Here is a 23,167-nt window from a genome sequence, read left to right on the forward strand (position 1 = left end):
AGCCAGGAGGGGATGATGATGAGCAAGAGCAAGGTCTGGAAGGTCGCAATGCTTGCCGGCACGATGCTGGCGGCGCCGGCGCTCGCACAGCCGGCGGCCGACCAGCCTCCGGCCGCTGAAGACGGCGCTGCCGACGACGGCATGGACATCGTCGTCACCGCCCAGCAGCGCAGCGAACGCCTGCAGGAGGTGCCGATCCAGGTGACTGCGTTCAGTGCGCAGCGGATCGAGGATGCCGGCATCAAATCCACCGCCGATGTCATCGCCCAGGTGCCGAACGTCACCTTCGACACCGGCAACAATTATCGCAGCAGCTTCATCACCATGCGTGGGCTGACCCAGATCAACAATGCCGATCCGCCCATCGCCTTCGTGCTCGATGGCGTGCCGCAGACCAACCAGGAGACGATCGGCGTCAGCCTGTTCGACGTCGAGCGGATCGAGGTGCTGAAGGGTCCGCAAGGCGCCTTGTACGGACGCAATGCCGTGGGTGGTGCGATCAATGTCATCACGAAGCAGCCGAGCAATGAGGTCGAGGGCTTCGCCAATGGCAGTTTCGCCAGCGGCCAGGCGATCAACGCGGCCGCCGGCATTTCCGGGCCGATCGTCGACGACAAGCTGCTGTTTCGTGTGTCGGGCAGCTACAAAAGCCGCGACGGGCAGATCGACAATGACTTCCTGGGCGACGAGGTCGACTTCATCGATCACGACGTCTCGGTCCGCGGCCGCTTGCTGTTCCGGCCTTCCGATCCGCTGACCATCGATCTTCGCGCCGAACATGGCGATTATCGTGCCGGCAGCAACTATTATTCCGCCATTTTTTCGGGCGATCCCAACGACTTCGTCGACCCGCAGATGAACTTCAAGGGCTTTTCGGACGGGCGCAATACCGATCTGACCGCGAAGATCGACTATGACCTGGCCTTCGCGACCCTGACGAGCATCACCAGCCACGGCCGCTTCGCGCAGAAGATCCGGGCCGATCTCGACTTCCGCAACCCGGTCGACTCGCCGGGCGGCTTCTTCGGGCTGGGCTTCCAGCTCGGCCAGGGCCAGAACCAGCGCATCACCACCACCAGCCAGGAAATCCGCTTGGTCTCGGCGAGCAACCAGCGGGTGCGCTGGCTGGCCGGCGGCTATTATCTTCACACCAAAAGAAGCCTCGTCACCCGCGGCTTCTTCGATCTGGACGGCGATCCCGGCCAGTTCGACAACCCGGCCTTGTGGCTGATCAACAAGAGCGAGCGCGGCAAGAATGATGCTTATGCCGGTTTCGCCCAGGTCGATTTCGACATCACCCCCAGCCTGACCCTGACCGGCGGCCTCCGCTACGATCATGACCGGCGGCGGCAGACCAATGTGGCCGACGACTCCACCCGAGAGGAAAGCTTCGATCACTGGCAGCCCAAGGTGACGGCGACCTGGAAGATCGACGACGATCGGCTGGTCTATGCGACCTACAGCACCGGCTTCCGTTCCGGCGGGTTCAACGCGCCGGACGTGACCGTGACCCGCTTCGACCAGGAAACGCTCAGGAACTACGAACTCGGCTTCAAGTCGCAATTCGCCGACCGGAAATTCACCCTGAACGGCGCCGCCTTCATGACCGACGTCCGCAATTATCAATTCTTCTATGTCGATGCCGCCACGGCGTCGCAGGTCATCGACACGATCGACAAGGTCCGCATCAAGGGACTGGAGCTCGAGCTGATCGCCCGCCTGGCGCGGGGGCTCGATGCCGCCGTCGCGATCGGCGTCCTCGACAGCGAAATCAAGCGCAGCCTGTTCCCGGAGGATGTCGGCAACAAGGCGCCGCGGACGGTGCCCTTCTCGGCGACCAGCTCGCTCCAGTACCGGACCGCCTTGTCCGGCAATGTCGAAGGGTTCGGCCGGATCGAATGGCAGCATTTCGGCAGGAAATATTGGTCGGCCGACAATGCGGCGGTCCAGAATGCCTATGACATCGTCAATCTGCGCCTCGGCGCCGAATTTGGCGCGATCGGCATTTATGGCTTCGTCAACAACCTGTTCGACGACCATTATTATGGCGAATTCTTCCAGCCGAAATATTCGGGTCTCGACGTCGCCATCGGATTTCCCGGGGCCCGGCGCAGCTTTGGCATCGAAGCGAAGGTGAAGTTCTGATCATGAGCGAGACTGCTTGCAGGATCGGCATCGACGTCGGCGGCACCAATACGGATGCGGTGCTGATGAAGGGCCGCGACGTCATTGCTACCGCCAAGAGCTTCACGACCGCCGACGTTCGCACCGGTGTCGTCAATGCCGTCACCATGATCCTGGATCAGGCGCCGGATCATCGCGGCGCCGTCAGCGCGGTGATGATCGGCACCACCCAGTTCGTGAACGCCTTCGTGCAGCGTCGCGGCCTCTCTCCGGTGGCGATCGTCCGGGTGTCCCTGCCCAAGGCGAACGGCGTGCCGCCGCTGGCCGGATGGCCGGACGACCTGGCCGACACGATCGGCGGTCATATCTACATGATCGGCGGCGGATCGCATTATCATGGCAAGGATTATGCGCCGCTCGACGAGCAAGCAGTGCGGGCGGCGGCGATCGACGCTGGCGCGAAGGGCCTGCGCGCCTTTGCCGTCACCTCCACGTTCGCGCCGATCCGGCCCGATCTGGAGGAAAAAGCGGCGGCGATCATCCGCGAGATCGTGCCCGATGCGCGCATCACCTTGTCCGCCAGGGTCGGCGGCCTTGGCCTGATCGATCGTGAGAATGCGGCGATCATCAATGCCAGCCTGGCCGATATGGCGCGGGACGTCATCGCCTCGCTCAAGGCGGCATTCCAGTCGCTCGGCATCCTGGCGCCCATCTATATCAGCCAGAATGACGGAACCCTCATCTCGACCGAGGTCGCCGCCGATTTCCCGATCCTCACCTGTTCGGCGGGGCCGACCAACAGCATTCGCGGCGCGGCCTTCCTGACCGGCCTCGACGAAGCCGTGGTGGCCGATATCGGCGGCACCACCACCGACATCGGGTTCCTCAAGAACGGCTTTCCGCGGGAAACCACGGCCGCCAATTATATCGGCGGCGTGCGCACCAATTTCCGCATGCCGGACGTCATGTCGATCGGCGTCGGCGGCGGCAGCCTCGTCCGCCAATCCGGCGACGGTTGGCGGACCGGGCCGGAATCCGTCGGCTTCCGGCTGCGCGAGGAAGCCCGCATCTTCGGCGGAGCGACCCTGACCGCGAGCGACATTGCGGTGCGCGCGGGCCAGGCGGACATTGGCGATCCGTCGCTGGTCGCGGACCTTCCGGACGCCGTGGTCGAAGCGGCGCTGGCCGACATTCACGAACAGATTGCCGAGACGATCGACCAGATCAAGACGAGCGACCATCCATTGCCGCTGGTGCTCGTCGGCGGCGGCAGCATCCTCGTTTCCCGCGAGATCCGGGGCACTTCGCAGGTGCTGCGGCCCGACCATGCCGAGGTCGCCAATGCGGTCGGCGCGGCGATCGCGCTGGTGAGCGGCCGGGTCGACAAATTATACGATGTCGTCGCGCTGGGGCGGGACGCCGCGATCGACCTTGCCAAGAGCGAGGCCGTGGCCGCGGCGGTCGAAGCCGGCGCCGTGCCGGGCGAGACCGACATCGTCGAAATCATCGAACTGCCGATGACCCATATGCAATCGGGCGGTACGCAGATCAGGGTGCGGGCGGTCGGCCCGCTGGCAGGCATCTCCTGAGCGGAGAAGGGCGAGACATCATGTTCCTGGTAGATTCCATTATCGACATTCAGGACATGGCGCGCGGCGCCGTGCTCCTCGGCACCGGCGGCGGCGGCGACCCCTATGTCGGCGAATTGTTCGTCCGCGCGCAGATCAAGCTCGGCAATTTCCCGCGCATCGTCGCATCGGAGGATATTGACGACGATGCCTTCGTCCTGTCGATCGCGGCGATGGGCGCGCCGACCGTGGTCATCGAACATCTGGTCAGCGACAGCACATTGTTGCGCCTGCTCGCCCGCGCCGAGGAACATTTCGGCCGGCGCGTCGACGCGCTGATCAGCGCCGAGATCGGCGGCGCCAATTCGATGTTCCCGCTGGCGCTGTCGGCGATTACCGGGCTGCCGGTGCTCGACGCCGACGGCATCGGCCGTGCGGTGCCCCATCTCGAAATGACGACGTTCAGCATCAATGGCTGCAAGGCCACGCCCGCGATCCTGATGGACGATAGCGGCAACGAAGTGATCGTCCAGGCGGTCGACGACAAGACGGCGGAGGAATTGTGCCGGGTCGTGACCGGGGCGATGGGGGCGATGGCGCTCGGCGCTTTCTATCCGATGAGCGGCCGGCAGGCGAAGGAGATCGCCGTGCAGCGCACCTTGACGCAGACCCTGGACATCGGCCGGGCGATCCGCACGGCGCGCGAACAGTCGCGGGACATATTCGCCAGCCTCATCCAGGTCCTGGAGGAACGCGACGGCCGGAAGGCGGCGATCCTGTTCGACGGCAAGATCGTCGATGTGACCCATGAGACGCGCGACGGCTGGCATTGGGGCCGCGCCACGATGCGCAGCCTGACCGATGCCGGGGACGAATTCACGGTCGACATCCAGAACGAGTTCACCGTCGCCCGGCACAATGGCCGGACCGCCGCCATCGTCCCGGATCTCATCACCATCCTCGATCGGGAGACCGGCGAGCCGATGACCGGGGAGATGCTGAGCTATGGACAACGGGTGAAGGTGCTGGGCTATGCCGCGGACGCGATGCTGCGCCTCCCGAACAGCCTTGAAGTGATCGGCCCGCGCGCCTTCGGCATCGACGAGGATTTCGTGTCGCTCGAGGAGCTTGTCGCCTGACCCAGGGGTCCGGAACAGTCGTCGCCGTCAGCACCGCCCGCCCGCGGTGGCAGGACATATATGGCCGCAAGGTCTTTACCGCGATCGTCCGCGACGCCGCCGATGGGCCGGTCCGCTTCGGCAAAAGCGGGCCGGAAGGCAATGAGACCGCCGTCCATACCGAACAGGTCTATGCCTTCTTCGCCGAACATTATGATCATTGGGCCGCGGCGCTGAACGTCGATCGCGGCGCCTGGGCGGATTGCCATTGGGGCGAGAATCTCATGTTGCGGGGATCGTTGCGGGAGGAGAATCTCCATGTCGGCGACCGCTTCAGGATCGGCGAGGCCTTGCTGGAGGTCACGTCGCCGCGCATCCCCTGCTTCAAGCTCAGCTGGCGGCTGGGCCAGCCGGAGCAGTTTCTCGGGCAACTGATCGCCAGCGGGTTGATGGGCGTCTATTTCCGGGTGATCGAGCCGGGCTCGATCGGACCCGGCGATGCGATCGTGCGGGAGCATGAAGCGGCGGAGGCCATCACCGTCCTCGCTCTGTCGAAACTTCTCCACGATCCCACCATCACCGATGTCGACGTGCTGGGCCGCGTCCTGTCCACGCCCGGGCTTGGCGGCCAGGCGTCCGGCATGATCCGAAAGCGCATCAACGCGCTCACCGACGGGCTATTGATGGCGCGCGGCCGCTGGCAGGGATGGCGGCGCTTCATGGTCGACGATGTCCGGGTCGAGGCGGAGGGGATCAAATCCTTCCGGCTCCGGCCGGCGGACGGCGGCCCGATCGGCGGCTATCGGGCCGGGCAGTTCCTGACCGTCCGCCTTCCGGACGAAGCCGGCGGCCATGTCCGGACCTGGAGCCTGTCCGATTATGACCAGCAGGCCGGTCATTATCGTTTGTCGGTGAAGCAGGCGCCGGGTGGCCGCGCTTCGGCCTGGCTGCATGAAAAGCTTCCGGTCGGTGCGGAGGTCGAGGTGCGCCCGCCGGCGGGTCGTTTCGTCCTGGACAGGGGCGGCTTTCTCCGGACCGTCATGATCAGCGCCGGGATCGGCGTCACGCCGATGCTTGCCATGCTGAAAGCCCATGCCGAACGGGGCGCGGAGGCGCCGCCGCTGCTCTGGATCCACTGCACGCATTCCGGGCGCACCCACGCCTTTCGCGAGGAAGTCGACGCGCTCCTGGACAAGCTGCCCGGCGCGGTCCGGCGGATTTTCTACTCCAGGCCCGAACCGGACGATGTGCTCGGCGTGGATTATGATTTCGCCGGGCGCGTCACCGCAGAGGCGGTCGCCGCGATGCTGCAGGAAAGCTACCGGCTCGCCCCGTTCGGCCGCGCCCTCGAGCTGACCGGCGACAATGCCGACTTCTATCTGTGCGGACCGCCGGCCTTCGAACAGGTCGTTCGCGATGCGTTGGGCGCCGGCGGGGTCAATCCCGCCTTGATCAGGTCGGAAAGCTTCAACCCCGCCGGTGCGGCGGGCGCGGCGCTGGACACGCCGGAGCGGTCGGACATCAGCTTCGTCGGATCGAACCGGGCGACTGTCTGGCTGAAAGACGACGATGCCACATTGCTCGAGGTGGCGGAGGCCTGTGGGATCGATGTCGAGAGCGGATGCCGCATGGGCCTGTGCGGGACGTGCGAAGTCGGCCTGCGAAGCGGAGAGGTCGGCTATGTCACGCCACCCGCCGCGCTGCCGGAGAGGGGCCGCGTCCTGCTCTGTTGCGCCCAGCCGCTTTCGGCGAAGGTCGAGATCGAGGCTTGAGATTCGCCGGACGGTCAGTACCCGGCTGGCCACGCATCCCGTCACGCCGCACAAGGGAGGCGAGACCATGTCCGCTCATCCACTTTCGGTTGCGTAACAGCGGCTGTTCCTCGCAACTTTAGCCTCCTATGGTTGAAAGCATCGCGGCGCGGACGGCTCTGCGCGACAGGGGAGGTAATATGGCGAAGATGGCATTGGCATGGGCGGCGCTGTTCGGCTTGGTCGCCGCCGCACCGGCATCAGCGCAGCCCGACCAGTCGGATGGCGCAAAGGTGCGGCTGGAATGGGGCGTCCAGATTCCGATGCGCGACGGCACCAGGCTGAACGCGACCGTCTACAGGCCGAAGGCCGAGGCCAAACCGGATTTCTGCGTCTTCACCCTGACGCCTTATATTTCCGAATCCTATCATGAGCGCGGCATCTATTTCGCCGCGCACGGCGTGCCGTTCCTGACCGTCGACGTCCGCGGCCGCGGCAATAGCGAGGGGCAGTTCCGGCCGCTGATCGCGGAGGGCGACGATGGCCGTGACGTGGCCGAATGGCTGGCCAGGCAGCCGGAATGCAACGGCAAGGTGTCGATGTGGGGCGGCTCCTATGCCGGCCATGATCAATGGGCGACGGCGGTGCGGCGGCCGGCAGGCCTTGCGACGATCGTCCCGGTCGCTTCGCCCTGGGCGGGCGTCGACTTTCCGTTCCAGAACAATGTCACCATGCCTTATGTCTTCCAGTGGATGATGTTCACCGGCGGCAAGGCGCTGCAGCCCAATCTCGCTTTCGACAGCGGCTTCTGGAATGCGATGCTGCGCGACCGATTCGAAAAAGGCCTGTCGTTCCGCAGCCTCGGGCAAAGTCTCGGCGGCGACCAGGCGGTCCTGAAGGAATGGCTCGATCACCCGATGGTCGACGAATATTGGGACAGCTATAATGCGACGCCCGAGCAGCTCGCCGCGCTCGACATACCGATCCTGTCCATCACCGGCAGCTATGACGGCGACCAGCCGGGCGCGCTCAAATGGTATGACGAACATATGAAGGCGGCGACGCCGGAGCAGAAGGCGCGCCACTTCCTGATCATCGGCCCCTGGGATCATGCCGGCACGCGCACGCCGCGCGCCGAATTTGGCGGCCTCAAAATGGGTCCGGCCAGCCTCATAGACATGAACAGGCTTCATCTCGACTGGTATCGATGGACGATGGCGAACGGGCCCAAGCCCGATTTCCTGAAGAAGCCGGTCGCTTATTATGTGATGGGCGCAGACACATGGCGTCATGCCGATAGCCTGGCGGCGGTGACCGCACGCGAGACGGCCTACTTCCTCGATTCCGCGGCCAATGCCGACAAGGTGATGGCGTCCGGGTCGCTCGCGGCGGCGGACCCCGGCAAGGGCAAGCCCGATTCCTACGTCTATGACCCGCGCGACGTCTCGCTTGCCGCGCTGGAATCCGAGGTCGATCCGACCATGCTCAACGACCAGCGCCTGGTCCTCGCCAAGGATGGCAGGCAATTGGTTTATCACAGCGCGCCGTTCGACCGGCCGACCGAGATTAGCGGCTTCTTCAAGCTGAAAGCCTGGATCGCCATCGACCAGCCGGACACCGACATCCAGGCGACGGTCTATGAGATCGATGGCGCCGGCAACAGCATCCAGCTCAGCAGCCAGGTCATTCGGGCGCGCTATCGGGAAAGCCTGCGCGAAGCCCGTTTGGTCACGACCACCAAACCCTTGCTCTATGATTTCGATCGCTTCACCTTCGTGTCGCGGCAGATCGCCAAGGGCAGCCGGCTGCGGCTGGTGGTCGGCCCGATCAATTCGATGTTCGTCGAGAAGAATTTCAACAGCGGCAAGACGGTCGCCGACGAGACGATGGCCGATGCGCGGGCGGTGAAGGTGAGCCTGTTCCACGATCGCGCGCATCCCAGTGCGCTCTACATTCCGTTCGGCCACCCTTGAGCCGCGGGGCAGGGCTGTTGCGAACATGATCGAAAGCCGGACCCGTCTCTTGCTGGTGGAGCAGTTCGACGTCGCCTGGTCCTTGGCCTGCTATCATCTCGAAGGGGTGACGGACGGGGAATGTCTCTGGGAGCCCGCCTCTCCTTGCCTCCATGTCCGCCGCCAGGACGACGGCGCATGGCGTCCGGACTGGCCGGAGACGGAAGGCTATGACATCGGCCCGCCTTCGATCGCCTGGACGACCTGGCATATCTGTTTCTGGTGGACCAACGCCTTCCGGGGCCAGCAAGGCGAGACGCCGCTCGCGCCGCAGGCCGTGACCTGGCCGCGCGATGCCGATCTGATCCGCTCGTCCGTCCGGTCGCTGCACGAGCGCTGGCGGGCGCTGCTCGAGCGATGCGACGAGGCTGGTCTTCAGGAAAGCCGCGCGGAAAGCTGGACGATCCCCAATGCCTCGCTCGAAAGGATCGCCGCCTGGCTCAATGTGGAATTGATGAAGAATGCGGCGGAGATCGGCGTGATGCGATTTCTCCATGCGACGCATCGATCGCCGCGTCCATCTTGAGGCCTGCGCCCGGGAAATTCTCATTAATCTAAATTATTTCAGCCTGTTGCAGCAGGAACTCCCGACCTCGGGCGCACGTTTGGTCGGCGATTTCCATCGCTGGGAGGCATGAATGAAGGACGATGCCCGTTCTTATTTTCGCGATCGCGCGGAGACGGAATTGCAGGCAGGACGATCGGCGGCGCATCCGGAGGCGGCAAAGGCCCACTTCCTGCTCGCCGGCTTCTATTTCGACCGCACGTTCAACAGCGTAGCCGAAAGTGGGGAGACCGATCATGCCCCAGGGTGACAAAGACAAATATACCGACAAGCAGAAGCGCAAGGCGGAGCATATCGCCGAAGGCTATGAAGATCGCGGGGTTTCCAGGAAAGAGGCCAAGTCGCGCGCTTATGCGACCGTGAACAAGGAATCGGGAGGCGGCAACAAATCCGGTTCGGGACGCGGGAAGAAAGACAGCCACGAAAGCGCGCGCAAGGGTGGCCGCAAAGGCGGCGCGACGGCGTCCAGCCGCTCGGCTGCGGCCAGGAAGGGCTGGGAAACCCGTCGCCGCAACGGCAACGGCTAGAGCTTGACAGTTCGAGGTGGAGGCGCTTCGCGCTTCCACCGATCATATTCTTTTTGGGATGTTCAGGGCAGGATTTTCTCCCTCGAGCGGCAGGCTCCGCCACCCGGCATTCACCCTTTGGACGACCTGCCGGAACATAGGTTAATGTTGTTCCGTCGCGCTATGTTAAGGTGCGTCCATCGCTGGAGGTTACACTTCGGGCTCCAGCGGCTGAGAGATCCTATGCGCTCCCGCCCCTTTGCGGAGAGCGACAATGACCACTTCCCAAAATGTTCTGGAACCGATGCTGCGCAAGTTCGAATTGCGCGCCCCGCTCGACGAATCGGACCGTCAGGCATTTCTTGCACTGCCTTGCCGCGTCCAGATGATCGAAGCGAATGTCTATATCCTCAGGGAAGGCGATCGCCCGGACCGATCCTGCATGATCGTTTCCGGGTTCGCCGTCCGTCACAAGGTCACCGTGGAAGGTGCGCGGCAGATCGTCAGCCTGCATATCCCGGGCGATTTCCTGGATCTGGACGGGTCGCTCCTGACCGTCGCCGATCACAATCTGCAAACGCTGACCCGCGGCGAAATGGCGTTCATTCCGCGTTCGGCCGTCCGCGAACTGATCCTCGACCATCCCAAGCTCGGCATGGCGATGTGGATCGATACCTTGATCGATTCCTCCATCTTCCGGGAATGGGTCGCCAATGTCGGCCGGCGCGATGCCCGTTCGCGCATCGCCCACCTGCTTTGCGAGTTCTCCCGCCGGCTCGAAATTGCCGGCCTGACGGAAAGCTACGGCTACGAACTGCCGATGACCCAGGAACAGCTCGCCGACGCCACCGGCCTCATCTCGGTCCATGTCAATCGCGTGCTGAAGCGTCTCGCCGAAGAAGGGCTTATCCAGCGGACGCGGCGGCACGTGGCGATCCCGAACTGGGAAAGGCTGCGACGGGTCGCCGGCTTCAACGAGACCTATCTTCATCTCAACCAGATCGACGCCGCCATGCCTGCCGCCCGTGCGATCTAGGATCCGGACCCTGGCGTTCCGCCATTTTTTTTCGGCGATTCATTAACTATGTAATGGCCGGCTTTCCCACACCCATTATTGATGGTGGCGGAGAAAGGCCATGAGCAGCAACGACGAAAATATCTATCATCAGAGGCGCGCTCGGGAAGAGATGGACCTGGGCTATCGCGCCGATCATCGCTGTGCCGCCGAGTCTCATTTCAGGCTCGCTTCGTTGCACATGCAACGCATCGCCGCGGGAGCGGGCGTCTCCGCCGATGTCCAGGAAATGCTCGTCGGGACGTGATGCCTTCCGCTTGCGCTAAGTCTTCATTGCCGCATCGTTCATGCCGATATCCGATAGCCCGTTGAGGGGCTGAAAGCCGACCTCCGCCATTCCCCATGCTTCGGCAGGGTCGGCGACGTCAGGTTCCACGTCATGATCCGAGGATGCGGCAGCCGGGCAGCCCGGCGAAGCGCCCGCTTCGATACCCTCCTCGGCCTTGAGCAGATCACCCGCCCATGCAGCGCCGTCTCCGATGCAGAGGCGCAGATCGTCAATTTCGAGGTCCGGCAGGCCGGCCTTGCAGCGGATCGTTTCCCAACTGCGCGTCAGCGAACGATAGGGCTGCTGCGTCTTCGCGTTGACGAACAGATGGAGCGCGCCTTCGCTACGGGGCATGTCGCGGATCGAGGCGATGGCCGCTTCCGGCACTTTGATCTCGCGGATCTGCCCCGATCGCGACGGCGGCAGGGTCCAGATGCCGAGATCGAGGTCCAGGTCGCTCCATTGCGCCTGCAGCAGGTCGCGTTGCCGGGCGCCGGTCAGGACCAGCAGGGCCACGATATACCTGAGCTGGCGATTGTGGCTCGCCTTGATCGCATCGATCAGCCGCGCGGCCTCCCGATCCGTAAGCGTCGCGACATGGGCATAAGCCGATTTCAGCGCGGCCTGCGACGGGCGCCCCTCGGCCTCCGCCGCATCGTCTTCCGCATCCTGCGCGGACATGCCCAGATGATCCAGTATCGCCTGCAGCCGCGCCACGATCTCGGGCGGACAGTTTTCGTCATTCGCCTTGGCGGTGAGCCATCCGTCCACGTCCTGGTCGGCGATCTGGTCGCGGCGGAGATGGCCGAAGCGGGGCAGGATATGCTGGCGCAGATGGCGGTCGTCTATCTCCTGCCTTGGGCGATCGTCCTTGAGCTGGTCGAGATAGCGTATCGAAAGCTCGCGCAGCGTCGGCGGCCGGGCCTCGTTGCGGCGGTCCGTCGCCGCTGCCCTTTGCTCCATCGGCCCGTCTTCATTGGCGGGCGCGGCGGCACAGGCGCCGATTTCCAGGCCCAGCCTGGCCGCCAGTTCCTCCGGCGTGATCGGCAGCGCGCCCTCGCCGGTTCGGAACATGTCGAGCTGCGTATCCGTCGGCAGGCCCGCTTTGGCGAGGGCATAAGCCGAAAAGCGGTTGCCGGTGCGCAGGCTATTGTCGCCGTCCAGCATCAGCGGTTCGTGGAAGGAAATGCCGTGGCGCTGGCCGCTCGACCGCCTGACGCGCCCGAAGGCGAGCTCGCCATTGCCGAAATTGATCGCCAGCAGATCGCCGACCGGAATCTCGTCGAGCCCTTCGACCAGCGCCCCGGATTCGGAGATGTTGCGGATCAGGATCGGCTGGTGGCCGCTTGCGGAAATGGCGCTGGCCTTGCGGAACATGGCCTGCCGGTCGCTGCGCTGCCGGGTCGGGCCGGACGGCGGCAATATCCATTCGCCATTTTCGATCTTGCGGCTCAGGACTTCGCTGCGGACCGCCTCGCTATAGACATAGCCCTGGACGTGGGTGGCGCCCAGGTTGCGGACGAGCTGCAGCTGATCGAGGGATTCGATGCCCTCGGCCGTGGTTTCCATTTCGAGCGCGTCGGCGAGCGCGACGATGGCGGCGATGATCGCCCGGTTGCGGGATCCGGGCAGGGTGGCCGCGCGGACGAAGCTCTGGTCGATCTTGATCTTGTCGAACGGAGCCTTCTTCAAATAGCCGAGGGACGAATAGCCGGTGCCGAAATCGTCGAGCGCCAGCCGCACGCCGATCTGCTTCAGGGTGGAGAACATCGCATCGGTCTGCGGGCAATCGTCCAGGAACACGCCTTCGGTGATTTCCAGCTCCAGCCGCTCCGGCGCCAGGCCCGACGCCGCCAGCGCGGACAGGACGATCTTGGGCAGCGAATCGTGGGTGAACTGGACCGGCGATACGTTGACGGCGACGCGCAGCTTGCCGGGCCAGGAGGCCGCATCCTGGCAGGCCTTGCGAAGCACCCATTCGCCCAGCGGGCGGATCAGATCGGCTTCCTCCGCGATCGGCACGAAGATGGTCGGCGAGATCGGGCCGCGCACCGGATGGTTCCACCGGATCAAAGCTTCCACACCGGTGGCGCGATTGGTCCTGGCGTCGACGATCGGCTGGTAGGCGAGCTCGATCTCGTCCCGCGCGAGCGCGTCGCGCAGATCCTCCTCCAGCAGCCTCTTATCCTCGGCGACGCGCAGGAGCTGGCTCGAAAAGAAGCTGAAGCGGCCGCGCCCGCCGGCCTTGGAGGCGTAGAGCGCGAGATCGGCATTGCGGATCAGCTCGTCGCGGGTGCGGCCGTCCGCCGGGGCGATCGCGATGCCGATCGAGGCGCCGATCACGCAGCGGCTGCCGGCCACGGAATAAGGCTGGGCGAGGCTGGCGATGATCCGGGTGGCGATTTCTCCCAGCCGCTTGCGGTCCTCGCAATCGGCGACGATGATCTGGAATTCGTCGCCGCCGAGCCGCGACACATTCTCCCTGTCGCCGATGATCCGCAGCAGCCGCTCGGCGACCTGGTTGAGCAAGGCGTCGCCGGCCGGATGGCCGAGGGTGTCGTTGACCTGCTTGAAGCGGTCGAGATCGATCATCAGGATCGCGCAGGGCCGGCCGTGATGGTTGCTGGCGGCGAGATTGGCTTCCAGCACCTCGGCCATGCGGCGCCTGTTCGAAAGGCCGGTCAGGCTGTCATATTTGGCGAGCTGCGACGCATATTCGGAAGATTTGAGCTGTTCGGTGATGTCGATGGCGCTGCCCCGGAAGCCGGAAAATTCGCCTGTCTGATCATATTGCGGACAGCCGGAGACCGACCACCAGCGTTCCTCCAGCGAGCCGGCGGCGCGAAGCGCGAGCTTTTCGAACCGGGTGCGCTTGAGCAGGACGAAGGGCAGGGTGCGGCCCGTATCGGATCCGTCCTTCATCACCTCGAACAGGTCGGCGAAGTCCGCGCCGATCAGCGCCTCCTGTCCGTTCCGCAGGAATTCGCGGACGGTGTCGCTGAGGTAGGTGAGCTTCCCGTCCCGGTCGGTCGACCAGAACCAGCCCTGCCGGGATTCCTCGAAATTGCGGACGAGCAACAGGGTCTCGGCAAGATCCTGCGAGGCGTTTCCGCTCGGGCTCCGCCGCCCGAGCATGGCGGGCACGCGGCTCAGGAAGTCGCCGGCCGACGCATCGGATTCCGCCGCCTTGCCCCCACGCCCCCATTTCCCCGCAGCCACATTCACCTCGATCCGCCATTCTCCCGACCTCCGTGACAGCGGACATTTCCATTCGGCCTAAGGTACAGGGTTAGCGGGACGGTAAGCATCGTCGGGGGTGTTGCCCCGGGCGAGCGGTTTGAGGCCGGTCGCCGCCATCCCGATGGGACAAATGGAGCCTGTTCAGGATGTGGATGACCTGTTTGCAGAAGTGCCGCGATGTGGCACAGCATCGGTCGACATTCGATCGAGAGGAAGCAACATGAACAATTTTCCGCACGTCAATCGCCGTCACATGCTGGCCGGGGGCGCCGCCGCTGCGGCCGCCGTGGCGCTGACGCCGGGCATGGCCTTCGCGGCCGAAGCCTATTCGGCGCGCGCGCGCCAGCTGATCGATCGATCTTTGGTGATCGACATGCTGGCGGTGCTGCGGATGGATTTCGCGCCGGACGTCCATGCCAGGCCGATGACGCCGACCGAGATCGCCGATTGGCGGGCGAGCGGGATCAATGTGCTCCATAATGCGATCGGCATCGGCGGCCGCGACGCACGGACCGAGACGCTCGAATTCATCGCGGCGTGGAGCGGCTTCGTCGGCCGCAATGCCGGCCTTTTCTCCCTGATCGGAACGGTCGCGGACATGGATCGCGCGAAGGCCGAGAAGAAGATCGGCGTCATCATCGGCCTGCAGAATAGCGAGCATTTCCGCGACGCGGACGATGTCAAAGTCTTTCACAGGCTTGGCCAGCGCTGTTCGCAGCTAACCTATAACAGCCAGAACATGCTGGCATCCGGATCGACCGAACGGGTCGATGGCGGCGTCACCGATTTCGGCGTCTCGATCATCAAGGCGATGAACGAGGTCGGCATGCTGGTCGACGTATCGCATAGCGGCGACAGGACGACGCTGGATGCGATCGCGATCTCGGAAAAGCCGATCGCCTTCACCCACTCCAATTGCCGGGCGCTCACCAACCATCCGCGCACCAAGACCGACGAGGCGATCAAGGCGCTGGCGGCGCGGGGCGGCGTGATGGGCATTACCGGCGTCCGCAATTTCGTGAAGGCCGACGAGCCCACCGACATCAGCCACATGGTCAATCATATCGACCATGTCGTGCAATTGGTCGGCATCGACCATGTCGGCATCGGATCGGACGCCGATCTCTACGGCTATGACGACATGCCGGCGGATCAGTACAAGGCGCTCAAGGCCGGCTACAAATCCAGCTACGCCTTCCGCGACAAGATCGACACGGACGGCTACGATCATCCCCGCAAGAATTACAATCTGGTCGAAGAACTGATCCGCCGCAAATATTCGGACGCGGATATCCAGAAGGTGCTGGGCGGCAATTTCCGGCGGTTGCTGACGACAGTCTGGGGCGGGTGAGGCCACAGCGCTTCCATTCCCTTGCCGTCATCCCGAACTCGATTCGGGATCCAGGGTCGCGGCCGCGCTGCGGCTTTTAATCCGGCTTCCGGATGCGGCCCAGCCTGGACCCTGAATTAGATTGATGTCTATCCCATCGAAACATGTAAGGACATCTGCTATATAGTCATCCATGAGCAACAGGGCCCCCACGCTTCGACAGTTTCAGGACCGCTTTCCGACTGAGGATAGCTGCCTCGATCACCTGTTTCAGGTTCGCTATGGCAGGGACTTCACCTGCCCCAAGTGTGAGCGTCCAGCGAAGTACAGCCGCGTGAAGACCCGTCGCGCTTATCAGTGCAACTGGTGCGCTCATCAGCTTTATCCGACCGCCGGCACGCCGTTCGATCGCACCCGCACCAGCCTTCGCGATTGGTTCTACGTCATGTTCCTATTCACGACGACGCGGAACGGCGTTGCTGCAAAGCGCGTCGAGCGTGAGATCGGCGTGACCTACAAGACCGCATGGCGCATGTGCCATGAGATCAGGAAATATCTGGGCGTGCCTGGATAGCGACGATCCCTTGGGCGGCATTGGCGAGACTGCCGAAGTCGACGAGACGAGGAAGCGCGGGATCAACGGCGCCCACATTCACGTCAGCGGGAAGCATCTCCCGAAGTATCTGGGCGAGTTTGAGTATCGCTGGAACATGCGGGCTGTTCCCCAGCTGATGCTGGACCGGCCGCTTTTTTCCTTCGTGCGGTAGGGGCCTCACCAGACACCATCGCAAACACCAGATCGTCAAATCGTCTGGAGATTGTCGCGTTCGCCATCAGGAACCTCAAAACACTCTTCAAAGCCAGAATATGCTGGGCGCAACAGATAGGCGTTATAGGCCTCGTCTTGCTCACGCCAAACTTCATCATAACCACCGACGCCGTTCAGCCTTGCTCTCGCGTTGAGACGATCAATGGGTGATTTACCCGTAAGGCGTTGCCAAAGCGATCTTCGGGGCCACTCACGTTTCACCTCTTCCTCGTTTAGCATAACGCGGCGATGAAGCACGTTCGCGTGACAGAACGAGTGAGGCGGTTCGCTCAACACCAGTTTATACCAATTGAAATCTCCCAAGGCCCACTCCCTAAAGTTCATATCATAGGGTCCCTTGGAAGGTATTTGTTCACGATATTTTTGATAGCTCCAGCTATTCAAACGACCCAAGCCAAGCCGAAAAACCATTTCTTCACCAACAAGATCCACCCACCGATCATCGGCGTTTGCGGGTAGTGACGCAGCCCAAGCCGAGTGCTGAGCAACCCAGCGAGCCGCCTTGTGAATTGGCATGTTTGGTAGCTTTGGCTGTTGGTCCTCAAATTTTGTCCTGGTCTTATGATACCAGACAAATAGCCACAGGAATGCAAGCCCGGCAAAAATTGACTGCCTCATCCACGGCTCAATCGACCACCTGATATTGGTCATAAAGCCAAGCGCCTGGAACCAGCGCAGCGGGTCGCTGACAGCAGCGATTGCCAGACCGATCGCGCCCGACAAGCCTTTTGAAAAATCCCATGCAGACTGAGCGACTCGGAACATGACGGCTCCGTACCAGATTTGCCGATACATGTCCAAAGGGGATAAGTGCCAACTGAATTCAGGGTGACGAAGAAAAAGGAAAGCCGGCCGATTTGACGTCGGCCGGCTTTCGCTTTGTCGTGGAGGATCGGGAGATCGGCCTGCCTTCCCGGCCGCCCCTTACTTCACCTCGGTATAGGCATATTCGTGCTGGCTGTCGCGGATCGTCAGCGTCCGGCCGGCATCGCTGGTGCCGACCACCGCATCGACGCCGATATTGCCGCCGCCGACCGAGACGATCGAGACGGTGCCGTCGGGATTCTTGCGGGTGGCGAGCGGGCCTTCGATGAAGCCGGCCTTCATCCACTTGCCGCCGTCCTTGTCGCTGATCGTGATGATGCGGCCTTCGCTGTCGCGATAGCGGGTCGCGAGGTTGGCGAAGATGGCGGGATCGCCGGGAACCGTGAGGCGCGCGCGGCGGACTTCGGCGCTCGCCTTCAGCCTTTTGGCCGCGGCGGCGACGGCCTGCGCGGCTTCCGGCTTCCCGTCATAGACGACCTCCAGCAGCCGGCGGAGGAACGGCCCGAGCATGGACGCGCCGGGATCGGAATTGGTGAGCATCACCGCGCCGATCCCTTCCTGGGGAAGGACCCAGAAGCTGCTATGATAGCCTTGCAGCGTCCCGCCATGGGTGACGACCTGGACGCCGGATTCGATCCGGTCCATCAGGCCCATGCCGTACCAGGCGTCTTCGCCGAGCGGCACGCCATGTTCGCGGCGCTTCAATATATTGGCCTCGCTGACGATCCTCTTGCCGTTGGGCGCGATGCCCTTGGTGATTTCGAGCTGGGCGTAGCGCGCCATGTCGGCGGCGGTCGACCAGGCGCCGCCGGCCGGACGATGGGGCACGATCAGATGGTTGAACGTGTTCGGGATCTCGACGAGATTGCCGTTCACGTCCAGGCCGTGCGGACGCGCCCAATTGCCCGTTTCCGCCGCCGCATTGTCGAAGCCCGTATCCTTCATGCCCAGCGGGTCGAAGATCCGCGTCTGCATCGCCTTGTCGAAGGCGGCGCCGATTTCCATGTCCGGATAGGCGAGATGCCCGCCCAGATAGCCGGCGGCCGACGCCATCAGGTTGCTATACTGGAACAATTCGCCGAACTTGCTGGTCGGCTTGGTCAGGGAAAGCTGCCGGAACGTGTCGGAGGCCGGCACGCCTTCGCTGTCCAGGATGAAGGCATAATCCTTTCGCGGCAGGCCGGTGCAGGCGCAGACCAGGTGGCGCACCAAAGTGGATTCGGTCGCCTCGTCGCTGCCCAGCCGGAAGGACGGGTAGAGATCGGTCACCTTCTGATCCCAGCGCAACTTGCCTTCGTCCGCCATCACCGACAGCAGCAGGGTCGCCATGCCCTTGGTGTTCGAAGCGATCATGAACTTGGTATTCTCGTCGACCCGCTCGGTGCCGCCCAGTTCGCGCACGCCGACGCCGCCCTGCCAGACGACCTTGCCCTGATCGATCAGGGCGATGCCGACGCCGGGCACGCCCAGTGTCTGGGCGGACTGGGCGACGAAATCGCGCAATTCCTGGATCTTGTCCGGGGTCAGGCGATGCGCCTTCCTGCCGGCGAAACTTTCCGGCTTGTAGCCGGCCGGGCGGAGGCTGCCCTGGATCAGCCCGGCCGCCGCCGATCTCTTGTTGGCGGTCGCCTCGCCGCCTTCGGCGATCACGACCGTCCAGGCCTTGCCGACCCGCATCGCCGAGGCCGAGGCCATCTTCTTCTCGTTGGGCGAGGTTTCGTAGGCGACGCTCAGCCGCTCGTCCCATCCGTCGCCGGGCGTGCCGGGCACGGTGAGCCGCGGCGTCCGCGCCGCCTGCGGCTTGTAGAGCGACCAGGCCCTGGCGACCGCCGCCGGGCCGTCTGCCGCCTCGCCGATATTGACCACCGCAATGTCCAGATCCCCTTCCGGCGCACTGAAGATGGTCGCCGGACCCTTGACGATCACCGACCAATCCTTGGGCTGGGTGAAGGCGATGCCGGCGGCGGTCTGGCCCGGCGTATCGGCCGGGGCGGGCGCCTGGGCCATGAGCGGAAGCGGCAGGGCCAGCAAAGCGAGGGCCAAAGCGAGTTTCACTGCAAATTCTCCTGTCTGTCTCGGCGCCGCCGAGGGAATTTCCGAATTGCGATTTTTAAGAAATGCAATTTTTCGGGCCAGATTCGTCTTATCTGAAAATAAGCGTCGAGACCAAGCGAATGTCAATGCGGTTCGGCGCGGCTTTACCCGGCCGGCGGATCGCGGCAAGGCGCGTGGCGAAAGATGAGCGGAATGCGAACCGAGGACGTCTGGATCGATGCGCCGCAAGGCCGGCTGTTCGCGCGGGTCTGGCGCCCGTCCGATGGCGAGGCGGGATCGCCGCCGATCATCCTGTTCCACGATTCCCTGGGCGCCGTTTCCCTGTGGCGCGACTTTCCCGGACAGCTCGCCGAAGCCGCCGGCCGGACCGTCATCGCCTATGACCGGCTCGGCTATGGCCGGTCCGACCCCAACCCGCACAGGCCCGGCGCCGGCTTCATCCGTGAAGAGGGGCGCATCAGCCTGCCGGCGCTGCGCGCGCGGCTCGACGTCGATCGGATGATCCTGTTCGGCCACAGCGTCGGCGGCGGCATGGCGGTCGCCGCCGCTGCCGCCTTTCCCGACGATGTGCTGGGCGTCGTGACGGAATCCGCGCAGGCCTTCGTCGAGGATCGCACGCTTGCGGGAATCCGGGACGCGCAAAAGGCCTTCGCCGATCCCGCGCAGATGGAAAGGCTGGCGCGCCATCATGGCGACAAGGCGCCCTGGGTGCTGGCGGCCTGGACCGGAACCTGGCTCGACGAGGCGTGGCAGGACTGGAGCCTGGAAGCGGAACTCCGGCGGCTGCAATGCCCAATCCTCGCCATTCATGGCGACAAGGACGAATTCGGATCGGAGCTGCATCCGGAGCGGATCGTGTCGCAGGTGCCGGCGCCGGGCGAAATGCTGCTGATCCAGGATTGCGGACATGTCCCGCACCGCGAGAAGGCCGATCTGGTGCTGGCGGCGGTGACGGCCTTCGTCGGCAGGCTTTGAGCCAATGCCGGTCCAAAAGCATCGTGCTGAAAAGTGGGTACCGGTTTTCAGCTTTTCACGATGCGATAACGAAGGTCCAAAAGCATCGTGCTGAAAAGTGGGTATCGGTTTTCAGCTTTTCACGATGCGATAACGAGGGTCCAAAAGCATCGTGCTGAAAAGTGGGTACCGGCCGGGGCGTCCAGGCGCGTAGAGTGTGCCAATGCGGCGGGTTCGACCGGCGAGGTCGATATGGACCTCTACGTCAGGCATTGGATTTCCGCTTTCTGATCCGCACGCGCTGTGGAAGGTCCTCGCTCGAAAGCGCGAGCCCGATCGGATCCTGCGCAGGATCGGCCAGATTACCAAGCCCTTCGAGCAGCCCGAGCGCCTGCAGCACTGCCGCATAGATGCCCATGCCGACCGTGGGATCGCCCTTTTCGATCTTCAGCAGGGTCGGTCGCGACGTGAAGGCGCGCTCGGCCACGACGCTCGCCGGCAGATGCCGACGACGCCGGGCATCGCGAATGTCCGCGCCCAATTTGCGAAGTGTGCGCCTGACGTTGACGGTTGGGTGGTGAGGTCGGGTCATAACGTAAACTATATGTTCCCTTAACGGTATTTAATGTAAAATATGAACTACGTTATGTCAATCGCAAGGCGGGCGGTTGCTTCGCTTTGGCTGTGCCGGCTATTCCTCCGGTGGAGAATTGACGTCCAGCGCGACGGCACGATACGGCGCGGCATAAGGCGACGGGCGAATATAGGATCGGCAGTGGAGCGGAGCCTTTTAGCACTGACATTGACGATCTGGCTGGCCTTCGCCGCTTTGGTTCCCGCACGCGCACAGGGGCCGGGCGATCCGGTGCTGGTGCTGACGGGGGCGGAGCTGGTGGCCTCGCGCGGCGAAAGCTTCGCCCGCTATCGGTTCGATGTCGCCAACAAGGATGTGCTGCCTGCGGATCTGTTCGCGGCGGCGCCGACGCTGCCGCCGTGCGGCAATAACAGCAATTCGTCGCGCACCTGGGTCGATTTCTTCGCCCCGGGCGGAAAGCGTCTCTACGGCTTCTGTTCGCTGCGGGAGCCGGCCGATCTCGACACGATCTGGTTCGCGCTGCCGGAAAAGGAGGCGCCGCCCGCCGGCGTCTATATCATCCTCAAGGACAGGCTGACGGGCCGGAGCTACAAATCCAATATCGCGACCATCTCCGCGGAGGCGCTGGTGACGGCGGCGACCGCACCCATTCCCGCCAACGACCGCAACCGGGCTTATGCGACCATGCGGCAGGCGCTGGCGCTGAAGCGGGCGGGTGGGGCGCCTGTCCCCTTGTCCTGGTATCGATCGACCATCGAAGCTGCTTATGCCGCGCAGCGTCCGTCGGCGGCGCTCGCTTTGGCCTCCGGCCTGCTCGCCGACCATGCCAGCTGGGAAAATGCGCGGCTGATCTTTCCGGCGTTCGTCGCAACCCCGGGACTTCGGCTCGACGCCCTCCGGCTGATGCGGCTGACGCGGGTGATGAAGGAGGAAGCTCAATATTGCGAACTTGCCGCCGCTCTGGTGAAGGCGGATCGCCCGGCCGAGGCCAAGGCGGTGCTGGAACGGGCCGCCGAGCTGGACGAGGCGGATCTGGCCGCGCCGCACATCCGCGCCCTGATCGCGGTTGCCGACAAGCGTATCAAGGGCGAAATCCTCGATCCGGCGGAGCTGCGCGCCTGGCCGGTCGACGATCCGTCCCCGGCGCTCAAGCCGGCCGACACGCTCTACGCCGCCGCGCAATTTCAGGAAGCGGCGGTCCAATATCGCGTTGCGCTGGGCCGCGGCCGGGTCGATCCCAACCTGTTCATGCTCCGCTACGGCGCCGCCTTGGTCGGCACCGGCAAGCTCGAAGAGGCGAAGAAGGCGTTCGCGGCGGCCGAAGGCGGCTATGGCGATCTCGCTGCCATGTGGCTGATCTGGCTGCAATGATCCTTTCGCCGATCGGGGGTTTGAGGATTCACCCCGGCGGGCCATCTTCCCGGTGAAGGCGGCCGTGGCCGCGGAAGGGAGGAAATTGCATGACCGTCACGCTCGACCACACCATCATTCACGCCAGCAACCCGCAGGCGACCGCCACCTTCCTGACCGAGTTGCTGGGCTTGCCGCCGCATCGGCAGCTGGGCCATTTCACGATCGTCCGGGTCGGAGCGACCTCCCTCGACCTGCTCGAGACCCAGGAAGAGATTGCGTCGCGCCATTTCGCCTTCCTGGTCTCGGAGCCGGAATTCGACGCGATCTTCGCCCGGATCGAGGCGCGGAACCTGCCTTACTGGGCCGATCCCTTCCATCTGGAACCGGGGCGCATCAACCATTGGGACGATGGCCGCGGCGTCTATTTCGACGATCCGGACGGGCACAATCTGGAGGTGCTCACCCGCTCTTATGGCAGCGGCGGGCTGCAGGCGGAACATGTCAATCCGCTGCTGCGACGATGATGGAGCCTTGCTTGTTTCAAGAGGCGTGCAATCCGACCCCTATTCGGCCGACGCGGTTTCGCGATAGCGCCGCTGGATCCGCGCCTGCCAGATGACGATCAGCGGCACGACGACGAGTTCCATGCCAAGCCCGAACAGGTGGCCGGGGCCTGGCGGGCCATATTGAAGCAGCGAGACCGAGCGGGCGAGACCGCCGGCGACGATGACCAGCCCGAGCGCGCGGAAGACGATGCCGGCCCGTTCCACCCGCGGCAATGCGCACAGGAAGGCGATGCCGATGCCCAGCAGCAGGCCGGAAAGATAGCGGAAATGGCTGTCGAGATCGATCGGCACCGGGGCCCGCACGCCGCGAATGACGGTCGCGCCCGCGACGATGCTGGCCGTCCCCATGCCGAGCGGCACGATCGAGGCGAGGAGGATGGCGAGCTGGAGCAGCCGGCGTTCGAACGAATATGTCATCCGGGCCCAACGCGCG

General features: G+C 64.1%; 19 protein-coding genes and 1 pseudogene. 15 read left to right on the forward strand and 5 right to left on the reverse strand.

All coding sequences use genetic code 11. The features are described from left to right. Positions 1-12: 12 nt before the first annotated feature. From RQX22_RS14030 to RQX22_RS14075, 10 genes are all read left to right on the forward strand, one after another. The gene (locus RQX22_RS14030; protein WP_315727176.1) at positions 13-2,145 is read left to right on the forward strand and encodes a TonB-dependent receptor; all 2,133 of its coding nucleotides are present in this window, start codon (positions 13-15) and stop codon (positions 2,143-2,145) included. 2 nt (positions 2,146-2,147) lie between these two features. Then, positions 2,148-3,713 (forward strand): hydantoinase/oxoprolinase family protein, encoded by a 1,566-nt coding sequence (locus RQX22_RS14035; protein ID WP_315727177.1) that lies wholly within the window; start codon positions 2,148-2,150, stop codon positions 3,711-3,713. 20 nt (positions 3,714-3,733) lie between these two features. After that, positions 3,734-4,831: a DUF917 domain-containing protein gene (locus RQX22_RS14040; RefSeq protein ID WP_315727178.1), complete on the forward strand. Its 1,098-nt coding sequence runs from the start codon at positions 3,734-3,736 to the stop codon at positions 4,829-4,831. Positions 4,832-4,914: 83 nt separating this feature from the next. Beyond that, positions 4,915-6,582 carry an MOSC domain-containing protein gene (locus RQX22_RS14045; RefSeq protein WP_315727328.1) on the forward strand — a complete coding sequence of 556 codons (1,668 nt, stop codon included), beginning with the start codon at positions 4,915-4,917 and terminating at the stop codon, positions 6,580-6,582. Positions 6,583-6,710: 128 nt separating this feature from the next. Next, the gene (locus tag RQX22_RS14050; protein WP_315727179.1) at positions 6,711-8,534 is read left to right on the forward strand and encodes a CocE/NonD family hydrolase; all 1,824 of its coding nucleotides are present in this window, start codon (positions 6,711-6,713) and stop codon (positions 8,532-8,534) included. A gap of 25 nt (positions 8,535-8,559) precedes the next feature. Further along, the gene (locus RQX22_RS14055; RefSeq protein ID WP_315727180.1) at positions 8,560-9,099 is read left to right on the forward strand and encodes a DinB family protein; all 540 of its coding nucleotides are present in this window, start codon (positions 8,560-8,562) and stop codon (positions 9,097-9,099) included. 112 nt (positions 9,100-9,211) lie between these two features. Continuing rightward, complete coding sequence (locus RQX22_RS14060; protein ID WP_315727181.1) at positions 9,212-9,388, forward strand: hypothetical protein; 177 nt, start codon at positions 9,212-9,214, stop codon at positions 9,386-9,388. After that, positions 9,375-9,665 carry a plasmid stabilization protein gene (locus RQX22_RS14065; protein WP_315727182.1) on the forward strand — a complete coding sequence of 97 codons (291 nt, stop codon included), beginning with the start codon at positions 9,375-9,377 and terminating at the stop codon, positions 9,663-9,665. Before RQX22_RS14060 ends, RQX22_RS14065 begins: the two co-directional genes overlap by 14 nt. Positions 9,666-9,918: 253 nt before the next feature. After that, a complete protein-coding gene (locus RQX22_RS14070; RefSeq protein ID WP_315727183.1) occupies positions 9,919-10,680 on the forward strand; it encodes a Crp/Fnr family transcriptional regulator in 762 nt (253 codons plus the stop codon). A 100-nt stretch (positions 10,681-10,780) separates the two neighbouring features. Then, positions 10,781-10,966: a hypothetical protein gene (locus RQX22_RS14075; RefSeq protein ID WP_315727184.1), complete on the forward strand. Its 186-nt coding sequence runs from the start codon at positions 10,781-10,783 to the stop codon at positions 10,964-10,966. Between the two features lie 15 nt (positions 10,967-10,981). Here RQX22_RS14075 and RQX22_RS14080 read toward each other — a convergent pair whose 3' ends face one another. Further along, on the reverse strand, positions 10,982-14,212 hold the full coding sequence (locus RQX22_RS14080) for an EAL domain-containing protein (RefSeq protein WP_315727185.1): 3,231 nt from the start codon (positions 14,210-14,212) through the stop codon (positions 10,982-10,984). A gap of 235 nt (positions 14,213-14,447) precedes the next feature. Here RQX22_RS14080 and RQX22_RS14085 point away from each other — a divergent pair, with 235 nt between their 5' ends. Both RQX22_RS14085 and RQX22_RS14090 read left to right on the forward strand, forming a co-directional pair. Next, positions 14,448-15,578, forward strand: a complete 1,131-nt coding sequence (locus RQX22_RS14085; RefSeq protein ID WP_315727186.1) for a dipeptidase — start codon at positions 14,448-14,450, stop codon at positions 15,576-15,578. Between the two features lie 172 nt (positions 15,579-15,750). Further along, positions 15,751-16,324, forward strand: a pseudogene (locus RQX22_RS14090) (transposase). A 35-nt stretch (positions 16,325-16,359) separates the two neighbouring features. Here the strand turns inward: RQX22_RS14090 and RQX22_RS14095 are convergent. Continuing rightward, on the reverse strand, positions 16,360-17,151 hold the full coding sequence (locus RQX22_RS14095; protein ID WP_315727187.1) for a hypothetical protein: 792 nt from the start codon (positions 17,149-17,151) through the stop codon (positions 16,360-16,362). A gap of 159 nt (positions 17,152-17,310) precedes the next feature. Next, positions 17,311-19,266, reverse strand: a complete 1,956-nt coding sequence (locus RQX22_RS14100; protein WP_315727188.1) for a serine hydrolase domain-containing protein — start codon at positions 19,264-19,266, stop codon at positions 17,311-17,313. Between the two features lie 192 nt (positions 19,267-19,458). On the opposite strand from RQX22_RS14100, the gene RQX22_RS14105 reads away from it, so the two are divergent. Beyond that, positions 19,459-20,241, forward strand: coding sequence for an alpha/beta fold hydrolase (locus RQX22_RS14105; protein ID WP_315727189.1), 783 nt, complete (start codon positions 19,459-19,461; stop codon positions 20,239-20,241). A gap of 244 nt (positions 20,242-20,485) precedes the next feature. On the opposite strand, the gene RQX22_RS14110 is transcribed toward RQX22_RS14105, so the two are convergent. Further along, on the reverse strand, positions 20,486-20,812 hold the full coding sequence (locus tag RQX22_RS14110; protein ID WP_315727190.1) for a hypothetical protein: 327 nt from the start codon (positions 20,810-20,812) through the stop codon (positions 20,486-20,488). 183 nt (positions 20,813-20,995) lie between these two features. Here RQX22_RS14110 and RQX22_RS14115 point away from each other — a divergent pair, with 183 nt between their 5' ends. Both RQX22_RS14115 and RQX22_RS14120 read left to right on the forward strand, forming a co-directional pair. Next, positions 20,996-22,186 (forward strand): tetratricopeptide repeat protein, encoded by a 1,191-nt coding sequence (locus RQX22_RS14115; RefSeq protein ID WP_315727191.1) that lies wholly within the window; start codon positions 20,996-20,998, stop codon positions 22,184-22,186. 89 nt (positions 22,187-22,275) lie between these two features. Then, complete coding sequence (locus RQX22_RS14120; RefSeq protein ID WP_315727192.1) at positions 22,276-22,692, forward strand: VOC family protein; 417 nt, start codon at positions 22,276-22,278, stop codon at positions 22,690-22,692. A 39-nt stretch (positions 22,693-22,731) separates the two neighbouring features. Here the strand turns inward: RQX22_RS14120 and RQX22_RS14125 are convergent, their stop codons facing one another. Next, positions 22,732-23,151, reverse strand: a complete 420-nt coding sequence (locus RQX22_RS14125; RefSeq protein WP_315727193.1) for a DUF4345 domain-containing protein — start codon at positions 23,149-23,151, stop codon at positions 22,732-22,734. Positions 23,152-23,167 lie beyond the last annotated feature (16 nt).

This window comes from Sphingosinicella rhizophila (assembly GCF_032378825.1).
Lineage (GTDB): Bacteria > Pseudomonadota > Alphaproteobacteria > Sphingomonadales > Sphingomonadaceae > Allosphingosinicella > Allosphingosinicella rhizophila.